The sequence below is a fragment of the [Zimmermannella] alba NBRC 15616 genome, assembly GCF_001570905.1.
Taxonomy (GTDB): Bacteria; Actinomycetota; Actinomycetes; order Actinomycetales; family Microbacteriaceae; genus Pseudoclavibacter; species Pseudoclavibacter albus.
On record NZ_BCSO01000002.1, the window covers coordinates 34,209 to 47,255 of the forward strand.

Genomic DNA, 13,047 nt, shown 5'->3' on the forward strand with positions numbered 1-13,047 from the left:
GCAGTCACTCTACTGCGTCAAAGCGTCTTCTTTTTGGCGCGCTTCAACAAAGTCATGCCGACATCCATTGTGAAAACCTCAAAAGGAGATGTGGTTCCATCTCTGGCACGATGCGGCGGTGCTCGCGCATGGCAGGCGAGGTGGAGGCGACGAATTACCCTTGTTTTATGGGAGCCAGGATCACTGAGGGCCGAGCTGTGCGGGAGATTGACGCGGCAGCGCTGGAGGCGCTGCGTGAGGAGCTCGCTTCGCATGGGCTCAGGCTCGAATCGGATGCTCGCCGTCGTGCTGAGTACGCCTACGACGCGTCGATCTATCGGGTGCCTCCGGTGGGTGTTGTGTTCCCGAAGACAGCTGCCGATCTTGTGGTGATTGCCCGCGCCTGCTCGACCCACGGCGTCCCTATGGCTCCGCGTGGTGGTGGTACCTCGCTTGCCGGTAACTCGATTGGCCCGGGCCTTGTCGTGGACGTCTCGCGCTACATGCGAGGGATTGCGGAGCCGGATGTCGAGGCGCGCACGATTCGTGCGGAGGGTGGCGTCATCCTGTCGGTGCTCCGAAGCAATGTGGAGACGGCCACGGACGGCGCGCTCACCTTCGCGCCGGACCCGTCGAGCCACACGCGTGTGTGCGTGGCTGGCGCGATCGGGAATGATGCCTGCGGTAACCACTCGGTGAAGTACGGCCGCATGTCGGACTCGATCGTCTCGCTTGAGGTGGTGACCGCCGACGGTGCGCATCTGCTCGCGACCGAGGGCGGTATTCGCGCCGTTGATGGCGCGGACTCGCATTCGGTGACGCGCGCGGTGGAGATTGAGCGGGAGCTGCGCGCGCTCGTGGACGAGAACATGGCTCGCTTCCGGACGGGGCTTGAGACGATGCCCCGCCAGGTGTCGGGCTACCACCTCGCGAAGCTGCTCCCGGAGCGCGGTTTCCACGTGGCCCGTGCGCTCGCGGGCTCGGAGGGAAGCTGCGCGATCATCGTGGCGGCGACGATGCAGCTCGTGCCGAAGGCGCCCGTGCGCTCGCTCGCGGTGCTCGGTTATCCGGACCCGGTGACTATGGCCCGCGATGTGCCGGCGATCCTCCGTCTGAGCCCGTCTGCGATTGAGGGCATTGATCTTTCGATTGTGAATGTGATGAAGTCGCGTCGCGGTGGGGCGAGCGTCTCGGAGCTGCCTGAGGGTGACGCGTTCCTTTTCGTTGAGTTTGAAGTGGACGACGAGGCTGCTGCAGCGGATCGTTCGCGTGAACTCATCGACGTGCTCTCGCAGCCGGGGGAGGATGGCACGCCACCGCGCCTGCTGGAGGGGCGCGCGGTGACGGGCCCGAAGGACAAGCAGATCCTGTGGCGCATCCGTGAGGATGGTGCTGGCCTTGTCTCGCGTCCGCTTGGCGAACCGGCTGGTTTTGCGGGCTGGGAGGACTCGGCCGTCCACCCGGACCGTCTCGCGGATTATCTGCACGAGCTGCGTGAACTCATGGCATCCCACGGATATCGCGGCTCGATGTATGGGCACTTCGGTGCTGGCTGCATGCACATCCGCATTGACTTTGATCTGCGCACCGAGGCTGGCCGAGCCCGCTTTCGCGCGTTCATGGAGGATGCTGCGCGCCTGGTGGTGAAGCACGGCGGCTCCCTCTCGGGAGAGCATGGCGATGGGCGTGCGCGTGGTGAGCTGCTTCCGATCATGTATGACGAGGGGATGCTCGCTGCGTTCCGTCGTTTCAAGGAGATCTGGGACCCGAAGGGCATCCTCAACCCGAACATCGGCGTTGAATGGGACCCGATTGACGCAAACCTTGCGCTCGCGGGTGTGCCGGACCGTGAGTGGCGTACGGCGCTTGATGTTCGCCAGCACGGCGGCTCGCTGAAGCCTGAGGGGCTCGATGATTTCGTTCACACTGCGCAGGCGTGTGTGGGGGTCGGCCGTTGCCGCACGGTGGCGGGTACCTTCATGTGTCCGAGCTACCGCGCCACGAATGACGAGAAGGATTCGACGCGTGGCCGTTCGCGTGTGCTGCAGGACATGCTCCGTGGCGCTCGGACGGTGAAGGAGGGGTGGAAGTCGAAGGAAGTCCGCGAGGCCCTGGACCTCTGCCTCTCGTGTAAGGCGTGCGCGAGTGACTGCCCGACCGGTGTCGACATGGCGTCGATGAAGTCGGTCTTCTATAACGAGTACTACAAGGGCCGCGTGCGCCCCCGCTCCCACTACACGGTCGGGAAGCTGCCGATGTTCTTGCCGCTTGCGCAGGCGCTCGCGCCGATCGCGAACCTGGCGATGAAGTCGCCGCTCAAGTACCTCGTGTTTGCGATGTCTGGTGTGACTTCGAAGCGTCCCTTCCCGGTGTTTGCCCGCCGCTCGGCGACTCGCGCAGCGATCCGGGCGGCACGCTTCACGAAGCACGGCACGGCTGCTGGTGCCTCGCAGGACGCGGTGTTCTTCCTGGACTCGTTCACGAAGGCGTTCCGCCCGGAGCTCATCGAGTCGACTTCTCGTGTGCTCTCGGATGCTGGCGTGACGGCGTCCTGCTCGGCCGATGAGTGCTGTGGCCTCACCTGGATTTCGACGGGACAGTTGGACGGTGCGAAGCGTCGCATGCGTTCGCTCGTGGATACGCTGGATGACGGCACGGATCGTCCGATTGTCGTGCTTGAGCCGAGCTGTGCGTCGGCGATCAAGCACGATGCTCCGAAGCTGCTCATGGATGATCCAGCTGCGGCTCGTGTTTCGGCGCGTGTGCGGTCCTTCGCTGATTTCGCGCGCGAACGGATGCTTGCTGGCTGGAAGCCGAGCGCAACCCCGCCGAAGGAACTGGCCCTGCAGCCGCACTGCCACGAGTACTCGGCGTTTGGCCACGCGGTGCAGAAGCAGGTGTACGAACAGTGGGGTGTGTCGAAGATCACGCAATCGACGTCGTGCTGTGGCCTTGCCGGCAACTTCGGCATTGAAGCGGAGCACTACGAAACCTCGATGAAGGTTGCCGAGCACTCGATGGGCAAGATGCTGCACGACGCGTCGCCGTGTGCGTCGGTGGCGACGGATGGTTTCTCGTGTGTGACGCAGCTCGCGCACCTTGAACCGGGACGTAAGGGCTCGCACCTCGTGGAGCTCCTGGACCCGGCACGTGACGGGAAGGACGCCTAGATGACACTGACCGCGGCCGCGGACGGCTCTTCGCTCGGTAACCCCGGCCCCATGGGCTGGTGCTGGTATGTGGACGAGGAGTGTTGGGGCGCTGGCGGTGCCCGAAGTGGCACGAACAACATCGGTGAGCTGCTTGCTGTGGCTGAACTTCTGGATGCCACTGCTCAAAGTGGCCACGCTGGCGAACCGCTGCGGGTGCTGTGTGACTCCCAGTACGTGATCAATTCGGTCACGAAGTGGATGCACGGCTGGAAGCGCAAGGGCTGGAAGAAGGCCGATGGAAAGCCTGTTCTGAACCGTGACATCCTCGAACGCATCGACGCCTCGCTCGAGGGCCGCGAGGTGACCTTTGAGTGGGTGAAGGGCCACGCCGGACACCCGGAGAATGAGGCCGCCGATGAGCGTGCCCGTGCCGCAGCGGAGGCCTACCAGGCCGGCAAGCAGCCGAACACTGGCCCCGGATTCCGCGGTGCGCCCGACACAACCGAGCCTCCACGTAACGATGCGAATGCGTCGGATGTCGAAGAGGCTGAGGTTGTTGCCCGCGAACTGCACGACCCGCACCTTGCGCCTGAGTCGCCTCAGCGCCTGCTCTGCGACCTTGAGGCTGCCCTGTGGGGTCAGGGGCCGACGCCCGCTGTGACTGCGAGCCGCCGTGAGGAACTGCTGCACGACGAAGCCAGCGGTGTGGATGTGCATGGTTCCCTCCTTGCTCGTCACGAACTGATTGAGCACTTTGCTTCGGTGGTCGGCCGGGATGACCTGCTGGCTGGTGTTGCGTCGATGGACGCGGTTCAGGTTGCGGCCATTGCTGCGAACACCTGCCTCGTGACCGGCCGGATTGAGCTCGTCGATGGCACAGTGCAGCGCACGAGTTCTCTGTGGGTTTACGAGCGTCTCGTGCAGAACGAGCGCACCTGGCAACTGCGCCACCACCACGCAACCCTCGTCTCGGATGGGTCGTTCGCGTAAGCAGGAGGCGGCTCTGTCCTCGGCGGCCGCGCCGGTCTAGAACGGCGCTGGTGTCAGATCCCAAGAGACTCTCCTCCTCTCGCGAATTGGGGTTGCTTCGGCATCCCGTTTCGGGGAAAACTGGGGAACCTGCGTGCCTGGAGACGGCCGTGCCGATCGCCGTATTGGCCTGGTGCGGGCGCTGGTGGAGCCTGTGTCCTGACTCGCAGCACCAGCGGCCTCATCCGGGGCGCCACCAATGTGAGGTCGGGCGCCGATGGACTGGCAGGCCTCGCGTGCGGACTGGATTCTCGCGTGGGCATTTGGTGGTCTTGTCGTCTTCTCGATGCCATTTGGTGAGATCCAGTGGAGAGCACCCGCGTTGTTTTGGCTGACCTCCCACCCGTGCCAGTGCTTGAGCGTGTGATGCCACCGGCACAAGTGGGCGAGATTGTGGATCGCCGTTTCGCCACCCTTGGCAGCATCGTGCGTGTGATCGAGATCACAGCGCTCTGCCCGACGACTGCATCCGGGGAAGCGGCAGCATTCGTCGCGGACTGCGAGCATGCGACGCATTGCCTCGCTCGGCCGGTAACGATCGACTGCGAGCGGCTGGCTGGTGATCGGGTCGGTCAGGATCCGTTCGAAGCTTGGCCGCTCGGCCGCAAGCTGCTTCGCGAGTGAGAGAGGGATCGGGCCGACGCCCGAGAGGACGGCAGCTTCCCGTGAGTGGCCGAGCAAGGAGAGAGCTGGAACGGTGACGGACACCCGTGCGTCGTAGCGCAGTGCACCCCCATCCGGGCGAAGCACGTTCGCCGTAGGATCGCTCTGCAGGAGCAGCTCTGCAACCACATCAGCGCGCACCTGATCAAGGGTTCGCGTCGCGCCGCTGTCGCCTCGGCCTGAAACTATGGCTGTGCGTCCTTGCGCCTCCGCACGGAGGTTGTCCTTGGCGATTTCGGTCACCCGTTCGAAGATCGCGTGCGCTTGCCACTCCTGCATCACGATCGAAAGCGCTGCGAGCCCGTCCTTGAGGGGCTCAACAGCAACGGTGCGGAGTGCCTGCGCTTCTTCGAAACGTTCGTCAAGATGCTGTTCTCTGGCCTGCTCTGACAGTCGGCGAACGATTCGCTCGAGCTCACCTGGCGTGCACTCGATGGCCGCTTCGAGTGCGGCACGTTCGTACTGCTGCCGGAGCTCGGTCCGTTCTATCGCCTTGCCGTGCCGTTCGATGAGTTCAGCCCGCACGCCGTCGATCTCGCCCGCCTCCCAACAGCGCTGTGTCGCAGGGAATGACTCGAGGAGGGAGGTGGCACGTTCCATGCGTGCCGTCATGGTGCGGCACGGGCGGTCGACAACGAGGCCGCACTCGGCTGCCAGTGAGCGGAGCGCCAACTCGCGATGCTTGGCATGTGCCGTGGCAGTGGCCGAGATGACGGCGAGGTATGCCTCAGCAAGCACGCGCGACTGCTGCGCTGCGAGTATCCGCTGTTGGCGCTCGAGCTGCCCCAATTGAACAAGCGATGCGTGTGTTTGCGCGTCGTGCTCAGTGAGCGCTCGGTGCGACTGCGTTGATGTCATGACCCCTCCCTTTGCCATCAAGAGTAGAACGGATGTTCGATCTAAGCTGAGAGGTGGCTGGTAGTGGTGAGATCTTGTCGAGTAATATACGAACAGATGTTCGAGTTGCCCATTGGGGGAGGTGTTGTGAGGTGAGTACTCACTCATTTAGGATCGTGTCATGACCCGGTGCCGCTTGTCCGCTGACGATCGGCGAGAGCAGATCCTCTCGTCGATCGGCCCTGTCGTGCTTGAGCACGGGGTCATGGTCACCTCGCGCCAACTTGCTGACGCGGCGGGAGTCGCGGAGGGCACGCTGTTTCGCGCTTTCGGTGACAAGGACTCCCTTCTCGTTGCTTTTGCCGAGCGGGAAGGATGCCGTGCCTTTGACCTGTCATCCGTCGAGCTGCGTCGCAACGAATTCTTGACGGTGAGCGAACTGGTTCGAGCGATGATTGAGGCCATCGTCGACCAGCTTGGTCATTACATGGAGTTGACGATGGCGCTGGGTCCGCTCATCCACGCCGCTCAACGCGGTTGCGGGGAGAAGAACGCGGTTGAGGTTCACAACCAACGATTCGGGGACTTCAACCAGCGCATTGCATCCCTGCTTGAGCCCTTTGCCCATGAGATGAGCGTGTCCACGACAGCGGCTGCTGCGGCCATCGCCACCGTTGCGGTCACCGCGAGTTCGTCTTGGGGTCAAGTCGCTCGGCCGCTCTCACTTGATGACACGCACCGCATCCTTGTGCACGGCCTTATGGCCGAGCAGTCGGGGTCTTCCCCGGCGCCCTCTCCCAAGCTTGACCACCCGTAACAGTCTGGTCAGCCCACCCCACAGCCCCCTCAGATTCGCACCTCGAGCTGACGCTCCCCAAACGCCATCTTGATGCGACACAACCTGACTATCCAATTGATTCACGGGCAGTGCCCGTCACGTCGGAAGAACTACACGTGCTTTCTCAAATCCTTTGGCGATACCTGGCCCCAAAGTGGCCGCTTGTCGTCGGTGTGCTGGTGTTCCAGCTGCTGCAAGCGCTTGCGTCGCTGTACCTGCCCAGCTTGAACGCAGACATCATCAACAACGGCGTCGCGAAGGGTGACACCGGCTACATCTGGGCAACCGGGTCCTGGATGCTCCTCGTGGGCTTTGGGCAGATCCTGACTGCGATCATCGCAACATGGTGTGCTGGTAAGGCCGCCATGGGTGCTGGCCGCGACCTCCGCCGCGACATCTTTGACCGCGTTGCGGCGTTTTCGGAACGCGAGATCTCGCACTTCGGGCCCGGTTCGCTCATCACTCGCACGACGAACGACGTGCAGCAGGTGCAGATGCTCGCCATGATGGGCGCCACGATGCTCGTGTCCGCACCGATGCTCGCGATCGGCGGCATCATCATGGCGCTGCGTCAGGACATTGGGCTCAGCTGGATCATCGCCGTGTCCGTGCCGGTGCTCCTGGCCGCGATGCTTGCGATTGTGTCCCGGATGGTGCCCCTGTTCCGCAGCTACCAGGACAAGGTCGACGCCGTGAACCGGGTGCTGCGTGAGCAGCTCACCGGCATTCGCGTTGTTCGTGCCTTCGTGCGTGAAGACATCGAAACCAAGCGCTTCAAGGAAGCAAACGAAGACATTACCCAGGTCGGCAAGCGCGTCGGAGACCTCTTCGTGCTCCTGTTCCCGCTCGCGATGCTCATCCTCCAGATCACGACCATCGCGGTGATCTGGTTCGGCGGCATCGAAGTGGACCGTGGACAGGTGCAGGTCGGCACGATCTTCGCCTACATGATGTACGTCATGCAGATCCTTATGGGGGTCGTCATGGCGAGCTTCATGGTCGTCATGATCCCGCGCGCAGCGGTCTGTGCTGAGCGAATCGGTGAAGTGCTCGATACCGACACGAGCCTCGTGTGGCCGGAGACCCCGACGCGTGGTCAGCCCACGCCCGGCAGCATTGAGCTCGAACACGTCAGCTTCACCTACCCCGGTGCGGAAGAAGCTGTGCTTGAAGATGTCACCTTCCGCGTGAACCCGGGCGAAACAGTCGCCGTCATTGGCTCAACAGGTGCAGGCAAGTCCACGCTCATCTCGCTTGTGCCGCGCCTCGTGGATGCGACCAGTGGCACGGTCCGCGTCGGTGGCATCGACGTTCGCGACGCTGACTCGGCAGAGCTGTGGAGCGGTATCGGTCTCGTGCCGCAAAAGCCGTTCCTCTTTGCCGGCACCATCGCGTCCAACCTCCGCTTTGGCAAGCCCGACGCGAGCGACGAAGAACTCTGGGCTGCACTCGAAATTGCTCAGGCTGCCGATTTCGTTCGTGAGAAGCCGAAGCAGCTTGACGAACCCATCGCACAGGGCGGCACCAACGTGTCCGGCGGTCAGCGTCAGCGTCTCGCGATCGCTCGCGCCATCGTGCACGACCCGAAGCTGCTCATCTTTGATGACTCCTTCTCAGCCCTCGACCTCACGACCGATGCCCGACTCCGCCAGGCGCTCTGGCAGCAAATGCCGGATGTGACCAAGCTCGTCGTGGCGCAGCGCGTGTCGACGATTACTGACGCCGACCGCATCGTGGTGCTTGAGCGTGGTCGCGTCGTCGGCCTCGGAACCCACGAGGAACTCCTCGAATCGTCCGAGACGTACCGCGAAATCGTTGAATCCCAGCTCGGAGCGGAGGCCCAGGCATGAGCAAGGCAGCAAAGGGAACATCCCGTCGCTCCACGTCCCCGGTTCGAGGCAGCGAACGCGAACTTCACGACGAGATCGAGCGCGAGCTCGAGACCGGTGTCGAAGACGAAGCCACCGCGAAGGCTCGCATCGCCGCTGGCGGTCAAGCGGGCGGCAAGGCCAAGAACTTCTGGCCGTCCTTTAAACGACTGCTCGGATTGCTTGCTCCCTATAAGTGGAGCTTCGCCTTTGTCTCGCTGCTCGGCGCGATCTCCGTGGTTCTCACCGTCATCGCTCCCAAGGTGCTCGGCGAGGCAACGAACATCCTTTTCGAAGGACTGATCTCCAAGCAGCTTCCGGCTGGCATGACCAAGGAAATGCTCGTTGAGCATCTCCGGGCGCAAGGCCAAGACGACTTCGCCAACATGCTCGGCGCGATGAACCTTCGCCCGGGAGAGGGCGTTGACTTTGGGCGCCTCGGCCAGGTCCTCCTCATCGTGCTCGCGCTCTACGTGATCGGTGGCGTGCTTGGCTGGATCCAGGGCTACGTCGTCAACATCATCATGGTGAAGGCGATGTACCGCCTGCGTGAATCGGTCGAGCAAAAGATCCACCGCCTGCCGCTGTCCTACTTCGACAAGATGCAGCGAGGCGACCTCCTGTCACGCGTGACGAACGACATCGACAACATCACGAACACGCTCCAGCAGTCGCTCTCAGGGGCGTTGACCGCACTCCTCACCGTCATCGGTGTCCTCATCATGATGTTCTCGATCTCGTGGGAGCTGGCGCTTGTGGCGCTCATCGCGATCCCGCTCACGGGCGTCGTCATGGGCATCATTGGGCCGAAGTCGCAGAAGCAGTTCCAGATTCAGTGGAAGAAGACCGGACGGCTCAACGCCCGCGTAGAAGAGTCCTTCTCCGGCCACTCGCTCGTCCATGTCTTCGGTCGCGACGAGGCATCCCGCCAGGCCTTTGCAGAGGAGAACGAAGCCGTCTACGAGGCGAGCTTCCGAGCCCAGTTCCTCTCCGGCATCATGATGCCCGCGATGATGTTCATCGGGAACCTCTCCTACGTGGCCATCGCCGTCGTGGGTGGCCTCAAGGTGGCGTCCGGCAGCATCTCACTGGGCGAGGTCCAGGCGTTCATCCAGTACTCGCGTCAGTTCTCACAGCCGCTCGCCCAGCTCGGTGGTATGGCTGCGACAGTCCAGTCCGGAACGGCCTCGGCCGAGCGCGTGTTCGACGTGCTTGACGTTGAGGAAGAGCGCGCCGAAGACGGCAACACGGCCAAGCCCGTGGGCGGTCGCGGCACGATCGAGTTCGAGCACGTGCGCTTCTCCTACCACCCGGAGAAGCCGCTCATCCGTGACCTCTCGTTCCGAGTCGACCCCGGACAGACCGTCGCCATCGTCGGCCCCACAGGCGCCGGCAAGACAACACTCGTCAACCTGCTCATGCGCTTCTATGAGCTCGATGGCGGTCGCATCCTCATCGACGGGCAAGACATCTCCGAGCTCACGCGCCACGACGTCCGAGCCCGAACCGGCATGGTGCTGCAGGACCCGTGGCTGTTCCAAGGCTCAATCCTCGAAAACATCCGATACGGACGCCAAAGCGCCACCGATGAAGAAGTGCTTGCCGCGGCGAGCGCCTGCTACGTCGACCGCTTCGCGCACTCCCTTCCGGACGGCTACGACACCATCCTCGATGAAGACGCGAGCAATGTCTCGGCAGGTGAACGCCAGCTCGTCACCATCGCGCGCGCCTTCGTCGCGAACCCCGCAGTGCTCATCCTTGACGAAGCCACAAGCTCCGTCGACACCCGCACCGAACTGCTGCTCCAGCACGCGATGGCGACGCTTCGCGAAGGTCGCACGAGCTTCGTGATCGCCCACCGACTCTCGACCATTCGTGACGCGGACCTCATCCTCGTCATGGAACACGGCGACATCGTCGAACAGGGCAACCACGAGGAACTCATCGCCAAGAACGGTGCCTACGCGAAGCTTTACGCCTCGCAGTTCGAAGGCGCCCACGAGGTTGAAGAGATCGACATCCCGCACCAGGAAGCGCCAAGCGTCGGACCGATGGGGATGTAGCAAACACCGCGCCCGAGGGGGTGCTTCTCACGGGGCACGGGACTCCGGGCAGGTTGCAACACGAAAGGTGTGGCTGTCGACGCAAACGCGTCGGCAGCCACACTGCGTTCGCGGTGAGGTTCGGCGCCTCAGCCCGGCACGGCGCAGCCTGGCGAACCCCAGCGTGAGATGAACGTCAACGGACGCGGCCCGAAGCGCGACGCGAAGCTCCGGTCGAGCAGACCCGCGAAGCCCAGAACCCCGACGCGCAGTGCTCAGGCCAACTTCGAGGTCGTGCCGCTGCCAGCGGCCTGCCAGAACCCCGACACGCAGTGCTCAGGCCGGAGGCCGCCGGCACGTAACGCCGCGGCGAAGCCTGCTCCCCACTACGCGCGGTGCTCAATCGGTGAGATGATCTGGGTTGGTGGCGACACCGCTGCTCCCCACTACGCGCGGCGCTCAAGCCTCGACTGTCGTCCACACGGACTCCACACGGACCTGAGCCACTACCCGCGATGCTCCCGCGCACGGTTCCAGAGCTCGTGCCACTCGATGCCGAGCTCACGGACCATGCGCCGGAGGGTCGGCAGCGACATGCCGACAACCGTCGAGGGATCGCCATCCACTCGCTCAATGAATGGCGCCGCGAGCGAATCAATCGTGAACGCGCCCGCCACCTGGAGCGGCTCACCCGATGCGATGTACGCCTCCAGCTCGGCCTCACTCAGGTCATCCACAAACGTCACCTGCGCGCTCGCCACACGACCAACAGCAGGCACCACATCGGCCACCTCTGCCACGTCCGAACGGCGCCGACAATCCACCACCCAATGCCCTGACCACAGCGTCCCCGTCTTCCCGAGCTGCGCCAGCCAACGCTCGCGCGCAACCTGAGGGACGTACGGCTTCCCCAGCACACGCCCGTCAATCTCAAACATCGAGTCGCCACCGATGACAAGACCATCCAAATCGCCACCGCTCACCGGATCCACCGCAGAGCCAGCCACCGCTTCCGCCTTCGCGCGAGCGAGCTCGAGGACCACCGTCTCCGGGGAGAGGTCCGCCACCCGTACACCACGATCAGCAGCCACGCGTTCGAGTGCCGCATCCTCGTCTACCTGAGACGGAATCGCGATCGGTTCAATCCCTGAGCTCCGCAGGAGCATGAGGCGGGCAGGCGACGTAGAAGCCAAGTAGACGCGCATGACCACCAGGCTACAGACGCCCACCTCACCCCGCCCGGCCCACTCCAGTCCGGCCGAGCCCAACCCGGCCCACCCCCGCGACCACACCGCCTAGGCTGGCACCATGAGTGACGACCAGCACGCACCGCACGCCACCGACACCAGCCCGCGCCCGCATGCAGGCGAGCTCGCCACCGGTCAGCTCATCGAACTTACCGTCGACAATGTCGCGCACGGCGGCATCTGCGTTGCCCGTCACGACGGTCGCGCCGTGTTCGTCCCCGACACGGCGCCCGGAGAACGCATCCTCGCGCGCGTCACCGAAGTCAAGAAGCGCTTCGCACGCGCCGAAACGCTCCGCGTCATCGAAACCCACGAGGAACGCCGCGACCACATTTGGCCGGAAGCCGCCATCGACCGGGACCCGGCGGACCGTGCAGGCGGTGCCGAATTCGGCCACCTCACGCTCAGCTACCAGCGCGAACTCAAGCGCCGCGTCCTCGCCGACTCCTTTGCCCGCTTCGCCAAACTCGACATCGCCGACGACCTCACCGCCGTCGAAGCCTGCCCTGGCGACGACGACCTCGGCGGCACCCGCTGGCGCACCCGCGTTACCCTCCACGTCGACGAACACGGCAACGTTGGCCCCTACGCCGCACGCTCACGCCGCGTCATCCCCGTCGCCAGCTTGCCCCTCGCAGTGCCCGACATCGAAGAACTTGCCCCGCTCGACGGCGTCGCCCCCGGCGAATCGGGCTGCTACGAACTCGTCCAGCCGAGCGAACTCGACGCACGCATCCGCTTTGTCCCGGCCACCCGTCGAGGCGCGAACCCCGTCCGAAGCGAACGCGTCATCATCGAAACCGTCAACGACCGCAGCTTCCACCTCGCCGAAGACGGCTTCTGGCAGGTCCACCGTCAGGCCGCCACGACCCTCTTCAATGCCGTCCAGGATGCCGCGCGTGACCACTTCGACCCGGAGGCGCAGCACCTCGACCTCTACGGCGGTGTCGGCCTCCTCGCCGCAGCACTCGGCGAACTCGGCGGCAAGCGCAGCCGTGTCGAAAGCGTCGAGGCAGTTGAATCGGCCACCGAACACGCCCAGGAAAACCTCGCCGAGTGGGTCGGTGCTCGCGCCATCACAGCCCGCGTCGATCACTACCTGAACCGACTCCTCAACGACCGCGGCGCACGCGCCCTGCGGTGTGGCACGGTCGTCCTCGACCCTCCGCGCGCCGGCGCCGGACTCGAGGTCATCGAATCCCTCGACGCACTCGACCCGCGCCAACTCATCTACGTCGCCTGCGACCCGGTTGCTCTCGCGCGCGACACGGCCTACCTCGCAGAACGCGGATGGAAGCTCACGAGCCTGCGTGCCTTCGACCTCTTCCCGTCCACGCACCACGTGGAGACGCTCGCCCGTTTCGATCGCTGACCCCCAGCCCGAGCACTGCC

8 protein-coding genes are annotated in these 13,047 nt (G+C 64.3%); 6 read left to right on the forward strand and 2 right to left on the reverse strand.

Translation table 11 applies throughout. The features are described from left to right. Positions 1-167 precede the first annotated feature (167 nt). The gene (locus ZAL01S_RS02860; RefSeq protein ID WP_110467113.1) at positions 168-3,149 is read left to right on the forward strand and encodes an FAD-binding and (Fe-S)-binding domain-containing protein; all 2,982 of its coding nucleotides are present in this window, start codon (positions 168-170) and stop codon (positions 3,147-3,149) included. Next, positions 3,150-4,121: a ribonuclease H family protein gene (locus ZAL01S_RS09700; RefSeq protein ID WP_083523004.1), complete on the forward strand. Its 972-nt coding sequence runs from the start codon at positions 3,150-3,152 to the stop codon at positions 4,119-4,121. Between the two features lie 36 nt (positions 4,122-4,157). Here the strand turns inward: ZAL01S_RS09700 and ZAL01S_RS02870 are convergent, their stop codons facing one another. Further along, positions 4,158-5,681, reverse strand: coding sequence for an HNH endonuclease signature motif containing protein (locus ZAL01S_RS02870; protein WP_066079478.1), 1,524 nt, complete (start codon positions 5,679-5,681; stop codon positions 4,158-4,160). Positions 5,682-5,841: 160 nt separating this feature from the next. Between ZAL01S_RS02870 and ZAL01S_RS02875 the strand changes: the two genes are divergently transcribed. The 3 genes from ZAL01S_RS02875 (at position 5,842) to ZAL01S_RS02885 (ending at position 10,429) form a co-directional block, all read left to right on the forward strand. After that, the gene (locus tag ZAL01S_RS02875; protein WP_066079481.1) at positions 5,842-6,477 is read left to right on the forward strand and encodes a TetR/AcrR family transcriptional regulator; all 636 of its coding nucleotides are present in this window, start codon (positions 5,842-5,844) and stop codon (positions 6,475-6,477) included. Between the two features lie 137 nt (positions 6,478-6,614). After that, a complete protein-coding gene (locus ZAL01S_RS02880; protein WP_066079870.1) occupies positions 6,615-8,348 on the forward strand; it encodes an ABC transporter ATP-binding protein in 1,734 nt (577 codons plus the stop codon). Further along, on the forward strand, positions 8,345-10,429 hold the full coding sequence (locus ZAL01S_RS02885; protein ID WP_066079484.1) for an ABC transporter ATP-binding protein: 2,085 nt from the start codon (positions 8,345-8,347) through the stop codon (positions 10,427-10,429). Before ZAL01S_RS02880 ends, ZAL01S_RS02885 begins: the two co-directional genes overlap by 4 nt. A gap of 485 nt (positions 10,430-10,914) precedes the next feature. Here ZAL01S_RS02885 and ZAL01S_RS02890 read toward each other — a convergent pair whose 3' ends face one another. After that, on the reverse strand, positions 10,915-11,613 hold the full coding sequence (locus ZAL01S_RS02890) for a Maf family protein (RefSeq protein WP_066079873.1): 699 nt from the start codon (positions 11,611-11,613) through the stop codon (positions 10,915-10,917). Positions 11,614-11,716: 103 nt separating this feature from the next. On the opposite strand from ZAL01S_RS02890, the gene ZAL01S_RS02895 reads away from it, so the two are divergent. After that, positions 11,717-13,027: a class I SAM-dependent RNA methyltransferase gene (locus ZAL01S_RS02895; protein ID WP_066079487.1), complete on the forward strand. Its 1,311-nt coding sequence runs from the start codon at positions 11,717-11,719 to the stop codon at positions 13,025-13,027. Positions 13,028-13,047: the final 20 nt, after the last annotated feature.

What these genes read in the sequence shown, in the direction of transcription:
- ZAL01S_RS02860 (WP_110467113.1), top strand. Translation starts at nt 168, where the DNA reads ATGGGAGCCAGGATCACTGAGGGCCGAGCTGTGCGGGAGATTGACGCG.
- ZAL01S_RS09700 (WP_083523004.1), top strand. Translation starts at nt 3,150, where the DNA reads ATGACACTGACCGCGGCCGCGGACGGCTCTTCGCTCGGTAACCCCGGC.
- ZAL01S_RS02870 (WP_066079478.1), bottom strand. Translation starts at nt 5,681, where the DNA reads ATGACATCAACGCAGTCGCACCGAGCGCTCACTGAGCACGACGCGCAA.
- ZAL01S_RS02875 (WP_066079481.1), top strand. Translation starts at nt 5,842, where the DNA reads ATGACCCGGTGCCGCTTGTCCGCTGACGATCGGCGAGAGCAGATCCTC.
- ZAL01S_RS02885 (WP_066079484.1), top strand. Translation starts at nt 8,345, where the DNA reads ATGAGCAAGGCAGCAAAGGGAACATCCCGTCGCTCCACGTCCCCGGTT.
- ZAL01S_RS02890 (WP_066079873.1), bottom strand. Translation starts at nt 11,613, where the DNA reads ATGCGCGTCTACTTGGCTTCTACGTCGCCTGCCCGCCTCATGCTCCTG.
- ZAL01S_RS02895 (WP_066079487.1), top strand. Translation starts at nt 11,717, where the DNA reads ATGAGTGACGACCAGCACGCACCGCACGCCACCGACACCAGCCCGCGC.